The organism is Photobacterium sp. BZF1, assembly GCF_014349205.1.
Taxonomy (GTDB): domain Bacteria; phylum Pseudomonadota; class Gammaproteobacteria; order Enterobacterales; family Vibrionaceae; genus Photobacterium.
Genome location: NZ_JACSOF010000107.1, coordinates 1 through 23,351 on the forward strand (window position 1 = coordinate 1; position 23,351 = coordinate 23,351).

Here is a 23,351-nt window from a genome sequence, read left to right on the forward strand (position 1 = left end):
GATATCACCTCCCATAAGGTGGACCAGCTGGCGGCAAATAGACAGGCCAAGTCCAGTGCCATTGAAACGTCGCTCGCTGCTGGCATCGGCTTGTTCGAATGGTTGAAATAGCTTGCCGAGATCTTGTTCACTGATACCGATACCGCTATCAGAAACCGTGATTTCCAGGGTCTGCTGTTGCGGTGTCTGCTCGATGACATCAACGGCAAGGGTGATCTCTCCCTGCTCGGTAAACTTGGTTGCGTTATTGAGCAAATTATTCAGGATCTGCTTGATACGGAGCGCATCGCATTCTAACTGGTCATCAATATTGGGGGCCAGCCAGAGCCGGAACTGAAGGCCTTTTTGGTTGGCATGGATGATATGTGGCTGGATCAGTTCTGAGATCAAATCGGGTATTGCGCAAGGGGCAGGGGATAGGCCCAGTTTACCCGCTTCGATTTTGGAAAAGTCCAAGACGTCACTGACGATATTGAGCAGGTTTCTAGCCGACAGTTCAAGGTGGTCGTGTAACCCCCGCGCATGGGTGTTGTGCCGGGTATGGGGCTCCAATAACTCAAGCAAGCTCAGAATACCGCTGATCGGGGTGCGGATTTCGTGACTCATCATTGCCAAAAAACGGGATTTGGCTTGGGTTGCATTTTCCGCCTCGAGCCGGGCTCGCTCCAACTCGAGTTGTTGCTGTTTCATGGCCGTTATATCAATAAGAATACTGGTCCATTGCCAGCCTCCACTGACTTCAATCACTTGGCTGCGGATTTCCAGCCAGCGTTGTTGGCTAGCCGCAGACTCAAGCTGCAACTCAGTCTGCCAATAGCCATGCTTGACGGCGCGTTGGATGTCACCAAAGAGTTTCTTGTGATCACTACGCTGGCGAAGCAGCGCGGTGAGTTGTTGCGGGTCGGCCTTGAACTCATCTGCCGTGATCCCGGTTAGGTGGCGGATATTTTCACTGAGGAACAAAATACTGATGTCATTGGGATCATCACTGCGTTGCAAGTGCTGCATTAAAATCCCATCAACATTATTGGTTAGGTAGGTGAGCTTTTCCTCTATCGCCTTACGCTGTTGGACTTCGCTGGTGAGTTTTCTGTTCCAGTAGGTAAAGGTGGCAATAATCACACCGATAAGCCCAAGCAGCGAGAAGGTCCAAAGTGCGAGCCTATTGGCGGAAATGCCGCTATTCAAGGTTACGGTGCGCCATTTATGTTGAATATCCGTAAGCTTGCCCGGAGAGATATTGGCCATGGTTTTGTTGATGATACTGGTCAGTAGCATATTGTCTTTGGCAATAGCAAAACCCACCGGCAGGCTGCTGTTATCTAGATCAGAGGCAATCACCCGGAGCTTACCGAGGTAATCTCCCTGTAGCAGGCGCGAGGCACTGGAAAGAGAGATCACGGCATAATCAGCCTCACCCTTGATAACGGCTTGCAGCAGGGGCTCGTTATCACTGTAGATAATAATCGGGTTGCTGCTGTATTGCTCACGGGTCAGGACTTCACCGAACTTCTGCGCCACAACAGCAATTTTGGCGGATTTGCGGATAAACTCTTTGGGGTTATCGACCGCTGTTACCATGACCCATTTTTCTTCGCTGTAGGGTTGGGTGCAATTTAACGATTGAAGCCTTTCCGGGGTACACGTGACCGCTGCAACCGCATCTATGCGGCCTGCATTCAGTTGGGCAAGGATGTCACTGAAGTCACTGTTTGCGATGGGGACCAGAGTGAGGTTGAGTTTCTGGGCAAGGATCCGCAATACATCCGATGATATGCCGCCAAGTAGTCCGCTTTTATCGGTAAATTGGTAAGGGAAATCATTGGGGTGATAAGCGACCTTGAGGGTCGATCGCGATTGGACCCACTGCGCTTCTGTTGGGGTTAGGTGTAATAAGTCCTGATTGGCGATTAGCTGTTGCTGTTTATCCGATAGCCAGGTGCCATAAATGTTGTCGAGTCGCTGTTGGGGAATATTTTCCAGCCCTTTGTCCAGCATTGTTATCAGCTCGTCTTTTTCTTTATGGGCAGCGATATAGAGCCGCTCGTAAGGGACATCCTCAAGGTAGTTTATCGAGTATGGCTTACCTGCCTTGTGATGGTTCTTCATGTCATCAAGGGTAATCGCATTTCCCACATAGGCATCAGCCTGCCCCTGTATTACCGCATTGAAAGCCAGTTCACTGGAGGGCATAGGGGCAATGAACGGTTTATTCCCAGCCATCTGCCTGATCTGTTCGTCAACCGCAAAACCTTCTTCGATAGCAACAATCTTATGATCCAACTGGTGGATGCTGCGCAGGTTCTTGGTTTTACTGATAGCCGCCATGGGGATGGTGACCAAAGGCTTGGAAAACAGCATGGTCTGTTGGCGGTTGAAAGTCGAGGATACGCCAACCAACAGATCAATTTCATCGTTATGGAAGGCATTAAGAACATCAGAAAAAGTGGGGTAGACAAAGGTGTCTGTTTGATAGCCGCTCTGTTGGGTAATTTCGTAGACAAGGGAAGGGAGCAGGCCTGAAACATGACCCTTGTGGGAGACAAAGGTGAACGGAGCCCAGTCAAAAGCGGGATAACCGATACGCAGGGTTTTCTCCGGGGTTAGCATCGGTGCTGTTTGGGGAGGAGCAGCCCAAGCATTCGTTATAGCTAACCATATCAACAGCGTACAGAGCTTTTTAATCACAGCTGAAAGGCTCCTTCAGGTTGGAAGCTATACGCTGCGTGTTGAGCAAGTTGTTTTGTGAGCGGCATATTTTTCTTTTTTTAATATGAGCCTGGCTTGTTCCGACCAGTACCGACTTTATGAATTTAATGATTAGGCGTGAATGGTAAATAAAAATGCAAGTTGTTGCAATACGCTGTTTGGTATATTGAGAGTTAGCTAGGAGGGGGCTTATCTTATTGATAGTACAGGTGTGGAGATAACAAAAAAGCCGATCTTTGCAGATCGGCTTTTATTATCATTGCCAATAAAGGCTATGCACTAGGCTCTATGGATTATAGAGACTCAGTGAAAGTACGAGCGATAACGTCTTTCTGCTGTTCAGCAGTTAGAGAGTTAAAGCGTACAGCGTAACCAGATACACGGATAGTTAGCTGAGGGTACTTCTCTGGGTGCTTAACTGCGTCTTCTAGCGTTTCGCGGTTAAGAACGTTAACGTTCAGGTGCTGACCACCTTCGATGCCAGCTTCGTGGTGGAAGTAACCATCCATTAGGCCTGCAAGGTTAGAACGCTGAGTATCCTGCTCTTTACCTAGTGCGTTAGGTACGATAGAGAAGGTGTAAGAGATACCGTCTTTCGCATCAGCAAATGGTAGTTTACCTACTGAAGTTAGAGACGCTACCGCACCTTTTTCGTCACGACCGTGCATTGGGTTAGCTCCTGGTGCGAATGGAGCACCTGCTTGACGACCGTCAGGCGTGTTACCAGTCTTCTTACCGTATACCACGTTTGAAGTGATAGTCAGGATAGACTGAGTAGGAACAGCGTCACGGTAAGTCTTAAGCTTACGGATCTTGTTCATGAAGCTAGTAACAAGCTCACAAGCGATGTCATCAACGCGAGCGTCGTTGTTACCGAACTTCGGATAGTCGCCTTCGATTTCGAAGTCGATAGCGATGTTGTCTTCGTCACGTACTGGCTTAACTTTAGCGTACTTGATAGCAGCTAGTGAGTCAGCAGCAACAGAAAGACCAGCGATACCACAAGCCATAGTACGGCGAACGTCACGGTCGTGTAGAGCCATAAGCGCTGCTTCGTAGCTGTACTTGTCGTGAGAGTAGTGGATTGCGTTTAGTGCAGTCACGTACTGCTTAGCTAGCCAGTCCATGAAGCTGTCTAGACCAGCGTAAACTTTGTCGAAGTCTAGAACTTCGTCCATCATTGGCTCAGTCTTAGGACCAACCTGTAGCTTAAGCTTCTCGTCCACACCGCCGTTGATAACGTATAGAAGAGTCTTAGCAAGGTTTGCACGAGCACCGAAGAACTGCATGTGCTTACCGATAACCATTGGCGATACACAACAAGCGATAGCGTAGTCATCGTTGTTGAAGTCAGGACGCATTAGGTCGTCGTTTTCGTACTGGATAGAAGAAGTATCGATAGATACTTTCGCACAGAAACGCTTGAAGCCGTCAGGTAGCTGCTCAGACCATAGAACAGTGATGTTCGGCTCTGGAGAAGGACCCATAGTGTATAGCGTGTTTAGGAAACGGAAGTTAGTACGCGTTACTAGCGTACGGCCGTCAACACCCATACCACCCATAGATTCTGTTGCCCAGATTGGGTCGCCAGAGAATAGCTCATCGTACTCAGGAGTACGTAGGAAACGAACCATACGTAGTTTCATTACGAAGTGGTCGATCATTTCCTGAGCTTCAACCTCAGTGATCTTACCTGCCGCGATATCACGCTCAACGTAGATATCTAGGAAAGTAGAAGTACGGCCTAGAGACATTGCTGCGCCGTTCTGAGATTTAACTGCTGCTAGGTAGCCGAAGTATAGCCACTGGATAGCTTCTTTCGCGTCAGTTGCAGGGTTAGAAATGTCGAAGCCGTATTTAGCTGCCATTTCTTTCATCTGACCTAGTGCACGGTGCTGCTCTTGAAGTTCTTCACGAAGCTGCATAGTCATCTGCAGATCTTCGCCAGACTCTAGTTTCTCTTGAGTAGAGTGGAACTGAGCAACTTTTTCCTTCATTAGGAAGTCGATACCGTACAGTGCAACACGACGGTAGTCACCGATGATACGACCACGGCCGTATGCATCTGGAAGACCAGTTAGAACACCAGATTTACGACACTTAAGGATGTCTGGAGAGTAAACGTCGAAAACGCCTTGGTTGTGCGTTTTACGGTACTCAGAGTAGATCTTAGAAACCTGTGGGTCTAGTGTACGACCGTAAGCTTTGCAAGAACCTTCGATCATGCGCACGCCGCCGTTAGGCATGATTGCACGCTTAAGCGGAGCTTCAGTCTGAAGACCAACGATAGTCTCTAGATCTTTGTTGATGTAACCTGCGTCGTGAGCAGTGATGGTAGAGATAAGAGAAGTATCGAAATCAACAGGAGCGTGAGTGCTGTTTTCCTGCTTGATACCTTCCATTACCTGATCCCAAAGCTTGTTAGTTGCCTCAGTACCTTCAGTAACTAGGAAAGACTCATCACCCTCATATGGAGTGTAGTTTTTCTGGATAAAGTCGCGAACGTTAACGTCGTTCTGCCATTCGCCTTCAGCGAACCCTTCCCAAGCTTTAGCAAATTGCTCTGCCATGACATACCTACCTTTTTAGTAGAAAAAACACGTACTGCGGTGACTGTTGAGCCAGCCTCACCAAACGGTGAACAGTACACTTTTATTAACAATAATACGGATAACCAAAAAACGTGTCAGGATAGTGATGTTTTGGTTATTCGTATTAGTGCTAAAAGCACCAATTGATAGGGCAGTGCAAGCACTGCCCTCATTGCTTGTTACAGTAGTGCTGGAATGCCGTATTGGCCTTCAAGCATACCTACTGCCAGCATTGCAACAAAACAGATGATCAGTGCGCCAGCCGGGATGATGACTTTGTCCATCATTGATAGCTTAGCGGCACGCTCTTTGTTGCCGATCAGGCCGTTGTTGTCCAGCAGCATGGTCAGTGCCCAAGCTAGAACTGGGTTAGCAACGATAGCTGCGAATACACAGATACCAGCAGCTTGTGAATCTTTGGTGTCTTTCACCATCTGCACACCCGCTTCAAGAAGCGGTAGGAATACACCTACAAGTAGTGCGATACGCATTACTGGTGGCCATACTGCTACGTCCATTGGGAAGCCAAGGATCGCTACGATGATACAGAAAGTACCTAGTAGGATCGCACCCGCTGGAATCGGACGCTTCGCAATACCGGCTGGGATAATGTAAGTACCCCAAGATGAAGTGATGTTACAACCACCTACCGCAGTACCCACCATCTGGCGCAGCGAACAAGTTGTCATAGTGTCATCAACGTCCATCAGAACGCGGTCAGTACCTTTCGGGTAGTTCAGCTCCTGGAAGATACGGTGACCCAGGAAGTCTGGCGACCACATTGCTACTGCAAGAATCGCGAAAGGTAGAGAAGCAATGAAATGCTCAATACCAGGCAGGCCAAGCATCCAACCTTGCTCTGTGCTACCCCACCAGTACACTGGGTTTAGGTTCGGCAAACCAGTTTCGGTTTCGAATACTAGGTCAAAGCCCGCACCAAGTGCAAGGGAAACCAATAAACCGGTTACTGCACAAGCAGGAATCGCCAGCCAACGCTTGTTCACTTTGGCAAGGTAAGCATAAAGAATGATGTTTACCGCCAGTACTACCAAGCCGATGTAGCCCAAGCTACCTTTTGCTACATCAGCACTTTCAAGACCCACAGCCCATGACTGGATGTCACCGATCTGGCTCATTGCCCCGGTAAAGCCGAGGAAGATAAGCAGACCACCGGCCACACCCTCACTGGTGAGGTTGACCAGTTTCGAGCCCCCTTTGAAGTAACTCAGCAATAGGCCGAATACACCAATCAGGATAGCCAGTGCCAATGGGTGGGCGCCTGCCAGTGCAATGGTACCGATCAACGGGATCATTGGACCGTGGTTGCCCGCCAGGTTGGCGCGTGGGTTAAAGAAGCCCGAGGCAAGAATACAGAAAAGAAGTGCTGGGATGAGCATCTCTACACGGGCCACTTCGATAGCGAAGGTCTTGCCCAACTCAACGTGATCCCAAGCGGCTGTCAGGCCATCAGCCCATGACATAGCAACTGATGAGTACATCGCGATAATGGCAATCGTACCCGCTAGTGCCGGAACCAAATCTTCAAGCTCAAAACGGAAGTCACGGCCAGGAAGGTTAAGCTTCCAGCGGCGCGGCTTCATAATTTTCAGCTCATGATCAAGATAGTCTGAGCGACTAGCGAAGTCAGATGCAGGGCGGTGTAGCTCCTGATAACTTCTTTCCTGTGATGACATAAGTGCCTCGTTCTACATTTAAGATAATTTTTTATTTATATGTTGGTTGAAACTTCCTCAACATATCTGCAATTCATACGAATTTAAGCCAAGCAGTTGTTAAGTGTAATTTAATTTCACCAATTTTGGCTGCAGTGTACCGCTTGTCCATTTTTATGGAATTGATCTCGATCACTCTCACTAAAATTTTGTAAGAAAAAAACCAAAAAAAATTGAGCGTAAAGTGCAATTGTTGCTAATTATGAAAGAAACTTTATAACAAAAGCAAATTTGTGAAATGTGATCTTTGTCGTTTTTTGGTTTTTATATCATTGTTTTTAGTGTGGTTTTATTCTTGATGTGCAGGAAATCTGGGTTACATGGGCGTTACCTAAAAAGTAGCAGGCAAGTCACAGCATTTGAATCGGAGCATTCAACTTTTTTTGAATGAATGGTGAGAGAAGATGAAAAGCGAGTATGTAAACAAAGTACAAAATTGCCCAGGTTGAAGGGGAACAACCTGGGCGGTTTGTATACGTGTGGTTAGCAGTATTTTGCCTTCTTGGCTACTTGCAGCTTATGGTAAGACTGCAACAGTTGCTGATGAGCAGGGAACTGGCTCATGGTCAGATTGCCAGCAGTTAGCCCATAGAACTGAACACTGCCTTCAATCGAGCCCCAGGCGGCTGCGACTGTTTCACTGCCGAACCGGCTCTCGAAGTCGGCTTTGCAGTCAGCCGGGTCTTGCTCTTCTTCAATAGCCAGTTGCAGGCTGTCGATGAGGCAACGGAAGAAATTCATCCGCTCGGCAGAGTACATGGAGGTGTTAAAGGCCACAGACCACTTGGCGAAGTCCAGAGCCAACTCTAGATCGCCTCCCGCCAAGGCAATCAAGCATTTTAGCTCACCGACTCGAAGGGTTTGCCATGCATCTCCAGCCTGAGTTTCCAAGCCTAGCATTCTGTGAAGCAGGGCGTCGTCATCGAACTCCTCTTCGACAATATGGAACATTTCAGCGAATTGCTCTTCATCCCACTCAACCGCAGGAAGCGCCAGCAGCACCTCGCGCAACTCCAGTGCAACGTTGTTGTTGGCTTCAATCAGGTCGTCTACCGGCGCTACCTCAGACCAGCCCGGCACGATGATACGGCAGCAATCGACCCCAAGGTGATCATAGTCAGCGATGTAGACATCGGCACCCTCGGCGTGTAACAGGCCCATCAAATGATTGAACTGCTCTTCAGAATTGCCGCCAAAGCTCCAATCTGCTAATTCAGTGGCAGATTCGGTCTCAAGTTGGGCTGAAGCGATTAGGCCGGTTGATTCAGCCAGAAGGCTTTCAGGTGTGAAGTGCTCATTGCCCGCTTCGCCAACCACTGATGGATCCATTTGCGCTTTGAGCTCATCAATATTGTGGCCCTGAACCAGTTCAGTGACAGCGCGCTCAAGGGCAAGCTCAATACTTGTGTGGGACGCAAAAGAGGCCAAACGGATATTGCTGTCTTGGTGGCTCAAGGCTACACAGACCACAGGGTATTTACCGCCAAGGGAAGCGTCGTAACCTTGAACATCAAAGCCATGGGCTTCAAGGGCGTCGATGGACTCATTAATCGAGGTAAAGCGGCTCAGTACCGACTCAGGAATGGCTGGCAAACGGGTCTGTTTGGCCAAGATGCGGTTTTTGATATGGCGCTCGATGATTTCACAAAGGGCGTGGTTGCGGGCTTCCGCTTTAGAATTACCGGCCGCAATCCCGTTGGTGGTATACAGGTTGCCTATTATGTTGACCGGCATATTGACCATTTCGCTGTCACCCTGGCGCTCGAACGGCAGGGTACAGATCCCGCGTGCCATATTGCTAGATTGTAGGTCGATCAGATCTGTGCCCAATAACTCAAGAGTTGGGTCATAGAATTGCGTCAGGCGTTCATCCAAGATGCCTTCAGGTGGCAGGTTTTCCTCAAGATCGATTGGGAACCACTTTTCATTGGGATAATGGACAAACTCACCGGTGGCAATGGCTTCGCCGAGGTAGCGGTTGGCATAGAAATCATTGGTTGCCAAACGTTCGATAAGCTTACCCAGTGCTGACGCCAACGCGGCGTCTTGCGATGTTCCCTTACCCATTGTGACGTTCATTGACGCATCGGCATCTTGGATCTGCACAGACCAGACATTGGGGATCGGGTTGTGCCAAGCGGCGTTGTCAATGTTGGCAAGGTTGAAGCCATGGGCTGTTAATTGGGCTTGGAAACGCTCGATGGTGTCTTGCAGCGCGGCGTCTTTTCCGGGGAATAAGGTTTTCATTATCGATCTCGTCATATGACAGGAGGGTGAATGGCGCGAAGTATAACCAATTATGACCTCGATGCCTAAATGTGACAGATATCAATAATGTCCCTCAGCTTGGAAACATTTTGTCGAGATTTTGACCGCAGTCCCACCTTGTGAGGACGAGCAGTGAAAGTAATCACATTTATTCCCTACGGCTTGTAGCAGAATGGATTGGTCAGATGAGTTTAAACTACCTAATAATTCTGATTTAAAACATAAAATCACTGCTTTTGTCGGTGTGTGTTCGTATGTGTAGACAAAAGTAGATGAGCTAAAGAGGGATACGATGAAAGCAACAATAGCATCAAATATCGACGCGCTGCGTGATGACTATATTGCCGCAGTGAAGCGTTTGGTGGCGATTCCCAGTGTCTACCAGGAAGATGATAGCGGTAAACCTTTTGGTAAACCGATTGATGACTGCCTGGATGAAACATTGCGGTTATGCCACGACCTGGGGTTTGCCATTTACAAGGATCATAAAGGTTATTACGGCTATGCCGAAATAGGTGATGGCGAACAGATGATAGGGGTGTTGGGCCATTTGGATGTGGTACCAACCGGAGAGTTGTCAGCATGGCAATCGGATCCGTTCAGCCCTGAAATCCGCGACGGCCGATTATACGGACGCGGAACGCAAGATGATAAAGGGCCAACCTTAGCCGCGATTTATGCGGTCAAAGCACTGCTAGATAGCGGTGTAGTGCTAAATAAACGCATCCGCTTTATTTTCGGCACCGATGAAGAAACCCTGTGGCGCTGTATTGACCGCTACTTGGAAAAAGAAGAAGTCCCAAGCTGCGGCTTTACGCCAGACTCTGCCTTCCCACTGATCCACGCTGAGAAAATGCTGATCCAATCCTTGCTCCATGGCCCGGGCGATGGCTTGTTGGCGCTAGATTGTGGTGGTGCGCTCAATGCGGTGCCAGAAGTGGCGAAGTACGAAGGCCCATTATGGGAAGAGTTGGCTGCCAAACTGGATGAATTAGGTTACGACTTCACTGCCGAAGACGCCGAGGTCACGGTGTTTGGCAAGGCTGCACACTCGGCAGCCAGTGATATCAAAGGGGTCAATGCGATTGCCCGCTTATGCCTAGCGCTAAGTGGTATCGGTGTGACCCATCCTGCGATCAAGTTTGTCGCTGAGCAAGTGGGCGAAGATGCCAACGCAAAAGAGATCTTCGGCCCGGTTGAAGATGTCAGTGGCCGGTTGACCTTTAACGTTGCCCAGCTTGAGGTTAGCGAGCAGGTGAGCAAGCTCGGGATAGATATCCGGGTACCGGTCACCTTCGAGAAAGCGGACTTTGATAACGATATTCAGGCTGTCGCGGAGCAGTACGGTTTACGCTACGAGGAATTTGATGTGCTACCTTCCTTGTATATGCCTGCAGAAAGCCCGGTGATCCAAACCCTGATGAGTGCCTATCAAGAAATCAGCGGGGATATGGTCAGCGAGCCGATGACATCTGGCGGGGCAACCTATGCCCGTGCGATACCGAACTGTGTGGCTTATGGGGCAATTTTCCCTGGCCGCGACAAAGTCGAGCACATGCCGAATGAATATTTGATTATTGATGACATGCTCAAAGCAATGAATGTGTATGCCAACGCGATTTATCAGCTGCAGGGAGTAGAGCTATGACCACGACTACAGAGGCTGGCAAAATGAAACGATCTTTCAAAATGCCGACTGTTTATACCATTCTTTTTTCCATTATTGCCCTTGTTGCCTTGCTGACTTGGGTTATGCCGGCGGGTAAGTATGACTACCTGGTTAATGGCACCGATGTGGTGATCCCTGCAGCTGAAGTATTGGATTACGATGGCGGTGAGCGGTTACTTCCTATTCCGGGGACCTATCAGGAGTTGGAGTCTTCACCTCAGGGTGTGATTGATGTGCTGATGGCACCGATCAAGGGCTTCCACAAAGCCGTTGATGTGGCCTTGTTCGTACTGGTTATTGGTGGTTTCCTTGCCGTGACCATGCGTACCGGTGCTATGGACTCCGGTGTGGCGGCGATTGTACGTAAGTTCCGTGGCCGTGAGCAAATGATGATCCCGGTATTGATCACCTTGTTTGCGCTGGGTGGCTCTACTTACGGGATGGCCGAAGAAACAGTTGCCTTCTGGGCAGTGATACTGCCGGTGATGGCGGTCGCTGGCTATGACCGTATGGTGGCTGCGGGGATCATCTTGTTGGGTTCTGGTGTCGGTGTTCTTGCTTCGACCGTTAACCCATTTGCGACCGGTATTGCATCTGGTTTTGCAGGGTTGCAAATAGGTGACGGTATCGTATTGCGTCTCATCCAATTGGTTGTGTTGGTGATCTTTACCTCTTGGTTTGTCATGCGCTATGCAGCGAAAGTGAAGGCTGACAAATCTAATTCGGTACTGGCGGATATCGAGTTCGATGATGAGTTCTCCCATGTCAGTGAAGATACCGGCGAGTTCACCACTAAGCAGAAATGGACCATGGGTATCTTCTTCGGTGCTTTCATGGTGATGATTTACGGTGTAATCCCATGGGAAGACATGGGTGTAACCTTCCTACCAACCTTGTGGTGGTGGTTCGATGAACTATCAACGTTGTTTCTGACTGCCGCAATTCTGGTCGCAGTGATTAACCGCATGCCTGAAGGCGAGTTCATCAAAACCTTTATCGAAGGGGCCAAAGACCTGATAGGGGTTGCGCTGGTGGTTGCTGTTGCCCGTGGTATCTATGTTGTCATGGATAACGGTGTGATTATCGATACTATCCTGAACTGGTCAGAAGATGCGGTTACCGGGTTGTCCTCCGGGGTCTTTGTGGTGGTGACATACTTTGTTCATATCGTATTGAGCTTCTTCATTCCATCGACATCAGGTTTGGCAACGGTTTCTATGCCACTGATGGCACCGCTGGCGGATTTTTCTGGCGTTGGTCGTGACCTGATTATTACGGCATACCAGTCTGCAAGTGGCTGGATCAACTTATTTGCACCAACGGCGGGTAGTTTGGTGGCCGGCTTGGCCTTGGCCAAAATACCTTATGAGCGCTTCCTCAAGTGGGTGATGCCATTTATTATCGCAGTATTAGTATTTACCGTTGTAATCCTATTTGTTGGTGCTGCGCTGGCCTAACTTAAATTTAAATTTTCAAAGATGAAAGCGAGCCTGATGGCTCGCTTTTTTATTGGGTTGGTAAACCCTTACTCAGTTTCAGCTGCCTGCTCTTTAGGCCGCAGGCTCAGGACATGTAACAGGCGCTCTGGTGCCTGGGGCCAAATTAATGGGCTGGCGACGGGATTGTCCTTGTTAAACCAGCCTTCGAAGCGGCTGGTGTTGTACTGATAGAATTCCACTGTGTTATAGAGCGGTACAGTGACCTGCTGGTTAGCAATGATCTGGTTGAGGTCCCGGATGATTTGGTGGCGTTGCTGGTTGGTTTCGGCAATCGGGAATTGTGTCAGCAACTTATCGACCAGTGGGTTCTGGTAATAATGCATTGCATAGCGTGGGTAATGGGGGGCCTGATAGGTACTATTGAAAGCCATATCAAAATATTTAAACGGAGTTGGGCCTTGCGGATAGTTAGTAATAGCCAGCTGGTAATCCGCATGGGCAAGTTGATCGTTGAACTGTTGGAAGTCAGCTTGGATCGGTGTGGCTTTAATACCGACACGGATCAGCATTTCACTGATTAGCTGCGCAGTCGTATTGAAATCAGACCAGCCGTTGGGCGTGAGAATAGTCAACGCCAGCGGTTTTCCCCCGGGCAACTCGCGCCATCCGTCCCCATTGCTGTCGACAACATCGATACTGTCGAGCAAGTCCTGCGCCAGCATCGGGTTGTAGGTCATAAAGGGGAGGTATTTCTCGGTGATGATCGGATCGGCCCATGAACGGAAACGTTCGCTCATTCCTGACGCATAGCGCGATGGCTCACCTTGGCCAAAAGCGGCAATATCAATCAACAATTGGCGTTGTAGGGTCATTGAAACGGCCCGGCGGAATTCGACCTTGCTGAACAGTTCCCGAATAGCGGGATCGGCGGTTTTAAAGTTGAACATCAGGCTGACGTTGCTGGCTGGTGGCAGCCAGTACTTGAAGTCGGGTGAGTACGAGGCGTAGTGGCGTTCGATATCGGGAATAAAGCTGCCGGTCCAGTCAAACTCACCTTTGGATATACGCGAAATAAAATCGTCGTTGGTGGTGACTTTGGGATAGCGCAGGCAATCGATGTGCAATTTCTCTGCCTGCCAATACGCAGGATTAGCACATTGCAGGTAGCCGTTTTCGTCCAGCTCTTTGATTTCGGTAAACGGCCCAGTGCCGATAGGCGTTGGATTGGTAAAATGCGCATAATTATCAATCGCCTGCCATTGGTGCTTGGGCACGATTGGGAGCAATACCAGCGTGTAGGCAACCAGGGCGTTGGGCTTCTTTAACCTGAAGTAGACCTCGTTTTTGTTGCGCTTTTCTATCGACTCTACCCATTGTCCAATGCCATGTGAGTCAAGTTCTGGATATTTAAGCGCGATGGAGAAAGAGAAAATCACGTCATCGGCGCTGAATGGATTTCCATCAGACCAGCGCACCCCGTCCCGAAGCGAAAAACTGATCCCCATTAAATCCTTATCGAGTTGGTAGTGAGTCGCTAGGCGGTATTCTGGCTTGTTATTTTGCAGCGTATTGAAAATCACCAAGGGCTCAAACATAAACTCATGCGTTGTAGGCATGCTGCCTTTTGAAAAGGGGTTAAAGTTGGCGGTTACCGCATCTTTATACTCCGGCACAACGGTAAGAATTGTTACAGATTGTGGCTGGGCGGAAAATGCATAGCTAAACGGATAAAATGTGCTAAAAACAAGCATTAACACCTTGATTACGTGCTGCTTTGATGACGTTGAATTTATTGTAATTATTGATTTAACAGACATATTTCATCCGGCTATGTGTTTTTCCAATTAAATTACCCCAAGCAGGTAAATAGTTCAATGTAGGTGAAAAGTCGCCATATTGACGCTTTATTCTAAAAACTTGACTGGTTATTCTTGCTTTGTGCTAGTTAATGAAATGTTGCCAAATTTTATTTCTAGTGATACCGTCGATAAAAGTGTTCGCAAAACAGGCAATCTTTTGCTCATTTGGGCACGTTGAATCCCACCATTGAAATATGCGGTGAAGGGATATTGGTAATTCACGGAGTAACAGGAGTTGGCGCACATGGCAGGTGAAGTGGCGCTTGATGTAAGGGATCTGCATAAGTCTTTTGGCCAGAATGAAGTCTTAAAAGGCATATCGTTAACGGCCCACCGTGGTGATGTAATTTCAATTATTGGCTCGTCCGGTTCTGGGAAGAGTACTTTTCTGCGTTGTATCAACCTACTTGAAACACCGACTCAGGGCGAGATCTGGGTTAATGGTGAATTGATTAAAATGAAAAATAATCGACAGGGAGAATTTCTTCCTGTTGACGAAAAACAAGTACAGCGCATTCGTTCACGCCTAGCAATGGTCTTCCAAGGTTTCAATCTATGGTCGCATATGACAGTGCTCGGCAATGTCATTGAGGCACCCGTGCATGTGCTCGGTGTACCAAAAGCTGAGGCCATTGAACGTGGTGAAGCATTACTGAAAAAAGTCGGCTTGTATGAACGCCGCAATTATTACCCTGGCCACCTATCCGGTGGACAGCAGCAGCGTGCCGCTATTGCCCGTGCACTGGCGGTAGATCCTGAAGTGATGCTGTTTGATGAACCGACGTCGGCCCTTGACCCAGAGTTAGTGGGAGAGGTGCTAGGGGTAATGCAGGATTTGGCACAAGAAGGCAGGACCATGTTGGTGGTGACCCATGAAATGGCCTTTGCCCGTGATGTGTCTAACCAGGTGATGTTCTTGCATCAGGGCAAAGTAGAAGAGCAAGGCGATCCTGCCAAGCTATTCTCCAACCCTGAGTCAGAGCGTCTCCAGCAATTTATTTCATCAATTTATTAATCATTAAATAAGCGAACTAGCGATCCATGATGACCTGTTTGGGGATGGGGAGTCAGCGAAGAAAGGGTCGCAGCAATGACATGCAAACAACAGACTAAAAAAGTACAGCAGGAGTAAACAATGAAAAAATGGATTTTGGCGGCAGCCGTTGTGACAGCTTTAGGTACCACAGCCGTACAGGCAAAAGAGTGGAACACCGTGCGTTTTGGTATCGAGGGTGCTTATCCTCCATTTAGCTGGACGGAGCCAAACGGTGAGCTTCGCGGTTTTGATGTGGATATGGCCAATGCACTGTGTAAAGAGCTGGAAGCCAAGTGCCAGATCGTTTCTCAGGATTGGGATGGTATCATCCCATCGCTACTCGCGCGTAAGTACGATGCCATTATCGCTGCTATGTCTATTACCGAAGAGCGTAAGAAGCGTGTTGATTTCACTGGTAAGTACGCCCAAATTCCTAATAAGTTTGTTGCCAAAAAAGGCACTGAGCTTGACTTCACCAAAGAAGGCCTGAAAGGCGTTAAAGTCGGTGTTCAGCGTGCGACTACCCATGATAAGTACCTGACAGATAACTTTGGCGGCGCGGTTGAGATTGTTCGCTACGGTTCATTTGATGACGCTTACCTTGATCTGAAAGCAGGCCGTATCGCAACTGTTTTGGGTGATGCTTCAGCACTTGAAGAAGGTTTGATCAACAAGCCGGGCGGTGAGGGTTATGAGTTTATTGGCCCGTCGTTAACAGATCCGAAGTGGTTCGGTGAAGGTATGGGTATTGCTGTTCGTAAGCAAGACAAAGATCTGACCAAGCAGCTTGATGAAGCGATCAAGTCTCTGCGCGAGAAAGGTATTTACCAGCAAATTGCTTCTAAGTACTTTGCTTACGATGTTTACGGTGACTAATCAGTAGAAACTTTGCTGTGATCCCAAAGGGCTCTACTTTGGGATCACTCTCCTAAGCAGTAAGAAGGAGCTTCCTTTTGATTGATTTGAAAGGTTATGAGTGGTCACTGGTGGAAGGGGCATGGATCACCCTACAGGTCGCTCTATTATCACTGGTGCTGGCAATGATATTGGGCATGCTGGGCGCGCTGGCCAAGTTATCTCCGTATCGCCCGGCAAGGGCCATCGCCACCTTCTATACCACGGTGATCCGCGGTATTCCTGATCTGGTTCTAATGATGCTGATCTTTTTCGGTGGGCAAATGCTGCTCAACGACAGCCTCTACCGGATCAACGAGTTTCTGAATGAGTATTTCACGTCATCGGATCCCAACCATGAGTGGACCGCCTATTTACCCGATTATGTTGAGATCAGCCCGTTTATCGCCGGGATCCTGACGATTGGTTTTATTTTTGGTGCCTACATGGCAGAGACTTTCCGTGGTGCGATCCTCGCCGTCGATAAAGGCGAGCTTGAGGCAGGTAAAGCCTACGGGATGAGCAGTTTCCTTTCTTTCCGCCGGATCCTGTTGCCGCAGATGATACGGCATGCTTTGCCTGGCTTTGGTAATAACTGGTTGGTATTGCTCAAAACCACAGCACTGGTTTCTGTTATTGGCCTTGATGACATGGTCCGTAAAGGGGCACTTGCCGCCGGTACAACCCAGATGCCATTTACTTTTTACATGGCAGTAGCGGTTATTTTCCTTCTTTTCACTTCGCTCTCGACCTCAGGTCTCAAGTGGGCGGAGCGTAAATTCAGCATTCACACGAGGTAGCTATGGACTTCAGTATTCTGGCCGACTCGTGGCCGATTTATTGGCAGGGCTTGTACACCACAGTTTGGATGGTTGCCGCTGCACTGGTGATTGGCTTGGTGATCGCCATTCCTATCGGGATTGCCCGCAACAGCAAGATGCCGTTGGTATATGGCCCTGCTTGGGCATTTATCTACTTCTTCCGCGGTACACCGCTGCTGATCCAGTTGTATTTGATTTACTACGGGCTTAGCCAAGTTATTGTTGTACAAGGAACACTTTGGCAAGATGCATGGTTCTGTGCGTTGGTGGCCTTCGTACTCAATACTGCTGCCTACACGGCTGAAATTGTCCGTGGTTCCATCAACAGTATGCCAAAAGGTGAAATTGAGGCAGCTAAGGCGTATGGCATGAGCCCGGCCCAAGCTTTCCGTCGTATTATTCTGCCAAGCTCACTGCGACGCGCCTTGCCGGCCTACAGTAACGAGGTGATCTTCATGCTTCATGGCTCGGCAGTAGCCGGTATTGTGACCATTGTTGACCTGACTGGCGCGGCGAAGATTGTTAACTCCCGTTACTATGCACCGTTCGAGTCTTACCTCTTTGCCGGTATGTTTTACATGGTACTGACATTTGTCATCTTGTGGGGCTTCCGCAAGCTAGAGGGACGCTTTATGAGACACATGCGTCCATTGTCGTAGGGTTCAAAAGCGGTTGTAACGGACAATCGAAGCCCAGCCAATTGGCTGGGCTTCGTTTTATGGGTTAAAAGCCATTGCTTGTGTTTAAACCGCGATATCGTCGTACAGTGATGTGGATGTCAGTGCTGCCACTTCGTCGATATACTGGCGGATACGGGTTGGGAACTGGACCCCTTTCACCACGGTCAGGTTGCGCAGTGCCGGGAACAGGTTGACGTCATCATAACTCAACACATTGTTTCGCTCTGATGGGAGTTGTAGCCACGACAGCTTAGCGAAAGAGGCATTGAGCTCTGTTAGGTATTCATCTGACTTGCTAAAGGCATCATCAAAGTCCTGCTCGATCATGGCTGTTTTGTTCTTGGTAAACCAAGCTTTGGCTTCTTCGCATTGGAATTCAGGCAGATCGACCTTCATCCAGCGCGGGTAGAGCAAACGGCTGCTGTATGGGCGGGCGATATCTGACCAAGCGCTGATGTTGTCATCGTTGCTGCCGGTTGCCAGAACAGGGTTGCCATCAATAGCATCGATGTAGGCGGCGATGTCTAGGCTTTCAGCCATGTAGCTGCCATCTTCTTTTTGCAGAATAGGCACTAGGTTGGCACCGACTTTGTCAATGCGGGCATCCACATCATGGTTTTGCAGGTAAACCAGTTCGATGTCGGCTTTTTTCAGGCCGGCTACCATCATGGCTTTGATACAGAAAGGGCAGTGATCAAATACAAACAGTTTCATCTTCTTTCCTTGTGAGTCAACGTGTGCAATGCATTGCCAGCAAGAGGGGTTGCCCCCTCTCACTGAGAGATATGTCTTATCTGCTTTTATTTGAAAGTGGACCAAATAGGTGCATGATCAGACGGCTTTTCGATACCGCGCAATTCATAGTCGATACCCGCTTCAATACAGCGCTCAGCCAGTGAAGGCGTTGCCAATACCACATCAATGCGCAGGCCACGGTTATCAACAAAGCCTTTCGAACGGTAGTCAAACCACGAGAACTTGTCATCAACGTCTGGGTGAAGCTGTCGGAAGGTATCGACAAAGCCCCAGTCCATCAATGTTTTGAGCCATTCGCGCTCGATAGGCTGGAATGAACATTTACCGGTTTTAAGCCAGCGCTTGGCATTGGCTGGGCCGATACCAATATCCAGATCAATCGGACTGATATTGATATCACCCATCACAATCACTTCTTCGTCATTGTTGTGGTGATCGTTGAGGTAGGTCATCAGATCGGCGTAGAACTTCTCTTTGGCCGGGAACTTGGTTTCATGGCTAATATTGTCACCCTGTGGGAAGTAGCCATTGAGTACTGTTACCTTACGGCCATCTTCCTGTTCGAAGGTTGCCATGATCATCCGGCGTTGGGCTTCTTCGTCATCAGTTGGGAAGCCTTTGCGTACCTCGACCGGCTCCTGCTTGCACAGCATAGCGACACCGTAGTGGGCTTTCTGGCCATGGTGGTAAACCTTGTATCCCATGGCTTCGACATCTTCGATCGGGAAAGCTTCGTCGTGGACTTTGATTTCCTGCAGGCCAATCACGTCTGGCTGGTGTTTGTCGATCAAAGCTTGCAGTTGGTGTAGGCGAGCACGAAGGCCGTTGATATTGAAGGAGATGACTTTCATTGATTTTGGTGTCCTTGATAGTAAAGGCTTCTTAGGCAAAACCTGCTGTAATTCATCGATGTTACCACCATTTAGCGCAAATTGGCGGGTGTCTGTGTGACAAAGTCGATTTGTTGTCCATTACCTTTCAGAACTCAGCCGGGTTCGGAAGTGAGTGACTGATTGGAAAGGGCTAGGGGTAACCCCCAAAGGCTAGGTGTGTCAGTTAACCTTTGGAGGCTAGGTGCAAGAGGAGGTTAGTTAGTAGCTGTCGTCATCTGCGCTTTCTGTTTCTGGCTCCTCTGATTCTTCATCCATTTCAGTTTCTTCGTCGTTTTCAGATTCTGCTGGAACGTCTGAACCCTCAGTGGTATCCATAACTTCAGCACTCTCCTCTGGCTCCGGAGTAGAAGCCGGTGGTGCTGGGTCACCACAACCACTTAGTAGAGATGCCAAAAGGATAAAAAGGCCAATCGTCAGTTTGTTCAACATACACATCGTCCTCACGCTGGGAAGGCTTTGGAAGATTAAGCCATGTGGTTTATAAGGTTAGTGCAATTAGGAGTAAACTGCTGCTCGAAATCATTTGGGATAGACCTGCCATTGTGCATATTGTGTGACCTTGTCTAAGCTCAATCAGGTACTTTCCAAATGATAGATTGCGAGGATAAAGCATGGGATTTATTTCGTGGATCATATTGGGTTTGATTGCCGGTGCATTGGCGAAATGGTTGATGCCAGGTGATGATGGTGGTGGCTGGCTTGCCACTATAGGGCTAGGCATCGCGGGTGCGTTTGTCGGTGGCTGGGTCGGTTCTTTCATTGGCCTAGGTGCCGCTACTGGGGTTAATTTCGGGAGCCTGGTGACGGCGACATTTGGCGCTTTGATTCTGTTGTTTGTCTATAACAAGTTCATCCGGAAATAGCCGCAAAAGCCTTGAGTTGAACTTGTTCAAGGAACTTGATGATCTTGTTCGGTTTACGTCCACGGACTTCTGCTGAGCCGCTACCTATAATCGAAGCATAGTAAATTGTTTTTCAATTTAGGTTGATGGTTTAGGCGAGGAGTAGCTGATGGGTAAGCTAGTGAAAGGTGTGTGGCACGACGTCTGGTACGACACTGAAAATAACAAAGGTGAGTTTGTCCGTGAGGATGCGGGGTTCAGAAACTGGCTCACTGCCGATGGCAGTGCCGGCCCCAATGGTGAACCTGGGTTCAAGGCTGAATCAGGCCGTTATCACCTTTACGTTTCATTGGCTTGCCCATGGGCACACCGCACTTTGATTTTCCGCGCACTCAAGGGCTTAGCCCCACATATTGATGTTACTGTGGTTAGCCCAGATATGCGTAGCAAAGGCTGGGAGTTCTCGCAGCCTGAGCCGCTTTACGGTTTTGAGTGCCTGCACCAGATCTATACCAAGGCCAAAGGTGATTACACCGGTAGGGTGACAGTTCCAGTTTTATGGGATAAGAAAACCGAAACTATTGTTAGTAATGAATCATCTGAGATCATCCGGATGTTCAATACTGCGTTCAATGATATTACGGGCGATCAGCAAGATTTTTACCCAACAGAGCTTCACCAAGACATTGAACAGTGGAATGAATTTATCTATCCCAATATTAACAATGGGGTGTACCGCTGTGGGTTCGCAACGGCACAAGAGGCTTATGAGGCGGCATTTGACAGCCTTTTCAATGCATTAGATAAGTTGGATAGCCATTTGGCATCTAGCCGTTACTTGGTTGGCAATAGGCTGACTGAAGCAGACTGGCGTCTGTTCACGACTTTGGTGCGGTTTGATGCAGTTTATGTCGGCCACTTCAAATGTAACCTCAAGCGCATTGCTGATTACACGCATATACAGGGGTACCTTAAAGAGCTGTACCAATATCCTGACGTCGCGGCAACGGTCGATATGTACCATATCAAGCGCCATTACTACTTCAGCCACAATATGATCAACCCGACAGGAATTGTTCCCAAAGGTCCGGAATTGGATTTACTCACACCACATGGTCGTGAAAAGCTAATTTAAGTCTTGCCGCTCTATCTACCCAGTGTTTTCTGATTCAAGGAAACGCTGGGTTTGTTTTTTGTAGGTAAGGGCAACTTTGTGTTGTTGCGGTGACGCTTTCTTGCTGGTCATTCCTTCTAACACCTGTTTGCGCCAGGTTTCAAGATCTCCGGGCAATGGCATTGAGCTGATGGCCTTCAGACTGTGCTTAATGTCGGCTTCATTGCCAACATTTAACTCCAGCATACATTGGAGGTAACCCAGATTCGCTTCGCTGCAAAGCGGGTATTCATGGACAATGTTCTGGTAGCGGACAAAGGCTTGTTGCGGCGATGTTGGCAATAGCCTGAAAGCCTCTTTCAATTGGAGCTCAAGTTGCTTGATCCGCTCGGTAAGGTGGGTTTGCTGTTTGATATCGTTAAGGCGATTTTGGCTATGGCCATCGAAACGGTTGCGTTTTTCTATCGCCTGCATGCAGGTGTTGATGAGTTGGGTTTCACCAAAATGCACCAAAAGCGGTAGGGTGTCAGCGATTACCACGGATGGCAGCTTAGGGATTTTATCGAAGAACTGGGATAACCCGAGTAGCATCCTGCGCTTGGCCTTTAATGGCTGGGTATTACCTAACAACAAGCGACTCATTACGATATGGCTGTAGGTAGTCAAAAATGGCTCTTGCGCTGCCATTACCCTTGAGTGGGCCCTGTCATTGATCCGCTGTAGTTCTATTTTGAGCCGCTGCCGGTTGGCAAGGGATGTTTGGGTGAAATACAGCTGCTCGAAGATCGCCATATATTCAGCCAAACAGATGATCCAGTCGACATCAATGATCGGTAGGTGGTTGGCAAGGCTATTTCCTGCCTTGATGACTTGATCACTCCGGTCGAGATCTGCCGCCAACTGTGCAACCTTTAACGCACGGTGGCTAATGCTGGGTGTGAGTTTCAGCGCTTTTTGTGCTGACTCCAGCGCATCATAGTAGGCTTTGTCTTGTTCCTGGAAGATGGCTAGGTAGTCATAAAGTTCAATGTGCAGGGGGGATTGCTGAAGTTGGCACTCAAGCAAATGAATGGCTGCCTTAAGTTGGTTATTGTGCTGGAGGATCTTTGCCAGGATCAGGCTGAGTTTTGGCGATGGGTGGTGTTTTTTCAATATATTGGCGTACTTTTCAGCTTGTAGCCATTGCCCATCTTCGATCAGTAAATCGAGCAATAGTCCTTCAAGCTTGTGGTGATAGCCGGCATGCATCAACTGCTTTTTGCAAAGGGTAATCGCTTTTTTTCGGTCTTGGTTAATGATGGCCTTGTACACTGGAGTTCGCAGGGCACACTCATGGAGTGTTGCCACTAGCTTGGTTTTGACCATTTCAGCCGTGATTGGCTTGGCCATAAAGCTATCAGGCTCTACCGACATACTGGTTAAAATCACTTCGGCAGAATGGTCGCCGGATATCATTATGATGCCGCAGTAGGGAGAAATCAGTTTTTTGCGGCGCAGCAGGTTGATTAACTCTGTACCTGTTAGTGGCCCTTCAAGATGGTAATCAATCAGCAGCAGATCAAAGGCATTATGCTGGCAGTGTTGTTGGGCTTGTTGGTGATCAAGTGCGGTATCGACATGGGTAAGTCCAAACTGCAACAAAATAGATTTGAGCATAGTGGTAGCGAGGCGCTGATCGTCGACAATCAAGGCTTTCACTGCGTGCAGGGGCAGCGACTGTGTATTTGACTGGCTTTGATTATTTGGCATTTCCCTATCCCAAACCATATGCTACTGATTGAATCATAGGCATACATAAGCTACATAGCCAAATAAGTCAGTCAGGTTTGTGATTTAAAAGTAAAAACTTGATCTTATTGGTGGTGTAGATGTTGCTTCGAAAAAGCATAGGCAAAGGGCATGAAAAAAGCCAGTAGCTTGCGCTACTGGCTTGGAATGATGGTGGAGGGGGACGGATTCGAACCATCGAAGGCAGTGCCGGCAGATTTACAGTCTGCTCCCTTTGGCCACTCGGGAACCCCTCCACGGGGTGTTGCAATTTGTATTG

The 23,351-nt window shown here is 48.6% G+C and carries 17 protein-coding genes and 1 tRNA gene; 8 read left to right on the forward strand and 10 right to left on the reverse strand.

The window, feature by feature from the left end:
• From BIZ37_RS20875 to BIZ37_RS20890, 4 genes are all read right to left on the reverse strand, one after another.
• Positions 1–2,688: transporter substrate-binding domain-containing protein (locus BIZ37_RS20875; RefSeq protein WP_187463144.1), on the reverse strand; the 2,688-nt coding region annotated here is incomplete at its 3' end.
• A 314-nt stretch (positions 2,689–3,002) separates the two neighbouring features.
• The gene (gene pflB / locus BIZ37_RS20880; protein WP_107301320.1) at positions 3,003–5,279 is read right to left on the reverse strand and encodes a formate C-acetyltransferase; all 2,277 of its coding nucleotides are present in this window, start codon (positions 5,277–5,279) and stop codon (positions 3,003–3,005) included.
• 200 nt (positions 5,280–5,479) lie between these two features.
• Positions 5,480–6,994: a DUF3360 family protein gene (locus BIZ37_RS20885; protein ID WP_187463145.1), complete on the reverse strand. Its 1,515-nt coding sequence runs from the start codon at positions 6,992–6,994 to the stop codon at positions 5,480–5,482.
• A 522-nt stretch (positions 6,995–7,516) separates the two neighbouring features.
• Entirely contained in the window at positions 7,517–9,280 is a 1,764-nt protein-coding gene (locus BIZ37_RS20890) for a YcaO-like family protein (protein WP_187463146.1), read from the reverse strand.
• A gap of 313 nt (positions 9,281–9,593) precedes the next feature.
• Between BIZ37_RS20890 and BIZ37_RS20895 the strand changes: the two genes are divergently transcribed.
• Both BIZ37_RS20895 and BIZ37_RS20900 read left to right on the forward strand, forming a co-directional pair.
• Positions 9,594–10,949, forward strand: coding sequence for a M20 family metallopeptidase (locus BIZ37_RS20895; RefSeq protein WP_187463147.1), 1,356 nt, complete (start codon positions 9,594–9,596; stop codon positions 10,947–10,949).
• Positions 10,946–12,427: a YfcC family protein gene (locus BIZ37_RS20900; protein ID WP_187463148.1), complete on the forward strand. Its 1,482-nt coding sequence runs from the start codon at positions 10,946–10,948 to the stop codon at positions 12,425–12,427. Before BIZ37_RS20895 ends, BIZ37_RS20900 begins: the two co-directional genes overlap by 4 nt.
• 68 nt (positions 12,428–12,495) lie before the next feature.
• Here the strand turns inward: BIZ37_RS20900 and BIZ37_RS20905 are convergent, their stop codons facing one another.
• The gene (locus tag BIZ37_RS20905; protein ID WP_187463149.1) at positions 12,496–14,160 is read right to left on the reverse strand and encodes an ABC transporter substrate-binding protein; all 1,665 of its coding nucleotides are present in this window, start codon (positions 14,158–14,160) and stop codon (positions 12,496–12,498) included.
• A gap of 352 nt (positions 14,161–14,512) precedes the next feature.
• Here BIZ37_RS20905 and BIZ37_RS20910 point away from each other — a divergent pair, with 352 nt between their 5' ends.
• From BIZ37_RS20910 to BIZ37_RS20925, 4 genes are all read left to right on the forward strand, one after another.
• On the forward strand, positions 14,513–15,283 hold the full coding sequence (locus tag BIZ37_RS20910; protein ID WP_107301326.1) for an ABC transporter ATP-binding protein: 771 nt from the start codon (positions 14,513–14,515) through the stop codon (positions 15,281–15,283).
• Positions 15,284–15,403: 120 nt separating this feature from the next.
• On the forward strand, positions 15,404–16,180 hold the full coding sequence (locus BIZ37_RS20915; RefSeq protein WP_187463150.1) for an ABC transporter substrate-binding protein: 777 nt from the start codon (positions 15,404–15,406) through the stop codon (positions 16,178–16,180).
• Positions 16,181–16,257: 77 nt separating this feature from the next.
• Positions 16,258–16,998, forward strand: coding sequence for an ABC transporter permease (locus BIZ37_RS20920; protein WP_107301328.1), 741 nt, complete (start codon positions 16,258–16,260; stop codon positions 16,996–16,998).
• A gap of 2 nt (positions 16,999–17,000) precedes the next feature.
• Positions 17,001–17,678, forward strand: a complete 678-nt coding sequence (locus BIZ37_RS20925) for an ABC transporter permease (RefSeq protein WP_107301329.1) — start codon at positions 17,001–17,003, stop codon at positions 17,676–17,678.
• A gap of 84 nt (positions 17,679–17,762) precedes the next feature.
• Here BIZ37_RS20925 and grxB read toward each other — a convergent pair whose 3' ends face one another.
• The 3 genes from grxB to BIZ37_RS20940 form a co-directional block, all read right to left on the reverse strand.
• Positions 17,763–18,413: a glutaredoxin 2 gene (grxB, locus tag BIZ37_RS20930; RefSeq protein WP_187463151.1), complete on the reverse strand. Its 651-nt coding sequence runs from the start codon at positions 18,411–18,413 to the stop codon at positions 17,763–17,765.
• Between the two features lie 86 nt (positions 18,414–18,499).
• Complete coding sequence (gene xthA / locus BIZ37_RS20935; RefSeq protein WP_187463152.1) at positions 18,500–19,306, reverse strand: exodeoxyribonuclease III; 807 nt, start codon at positions 19,304–19,306, stop codon at positions 18,500–18,502.
• 240 nt (positions 19,307–19,546) lie between these two features.
• A complete protein-coding gene (locus BIZ37_RS20940; protein WP_187463153.1) occupies positions 19,547–19,777 on the reverse strand; it encodes a hypothetical protein in 231 nt (76 codons plus the stop codon).
• Positions 19,778–19,959: 182 nt separating this feature from the next.
• On the opposite strand from BIZ37_RS20940, the gene BIZ37_RS20945 reads away from it, so the two are divergent.
• Positions 19,960–20,211, forward strand: a complete 252-nt coding sequence (locus BIZ37_RS20945; RefSeq protein WP_107301333.1) for a GlsB/YeaQ/YmgE family stress response membrane protein — start codon at positions 19,960–19,962, stop codon at positions 20,209–20,211.
• A 148-nt stretch (positions 20,212–20,359) separates the two neighbouring features.
• Positions 20,360–21,325 carry a glutathione S-transferase family protein gene (locus BIZ37_RS20950; RefSeq protein ID WP_187463154.1) on the forward strand — a complete coding sequence of 322 codons (966 nt, stop codon included), beginning with the start codon at positions 20,360–20,362 and terminating at the stop codon, positions 21,323–21,325.
• A 15-nt stretch (positions 21,326–21,340) separates the two neighbouring features.
• Here BIZ37_RS20950 and BIZ37_RS20955 read toward each other — a convergent pair whose 3' ends face one another.
• Both BIZ37_RS20955 and BIZ37_RS20960 read right to left on the reverse strand, forming a co-directional pair.
• Positions 21,341–23,053 carry a response regulator gene (locus BIZ37_RS20955; RefSeq protein ID WP_187463155.1) on the reverse strand — a complete coding sequence of 571 codons (1,713 nt, stop codon included), beginning with the start codon at positions 23,051–23,053 and terminating at the stop codon, positions 21,341–21,343.
• 190 nt (positions 23,054–23,243) lie between these two features.
• Positions 23,244–23,328, reverse strand: a tRNA-Tyr gene (locus tag BIZ37_RS20960).
• Between the last annotated feature and the right edge of the window lie 23 nt (positions 23,329–23,351).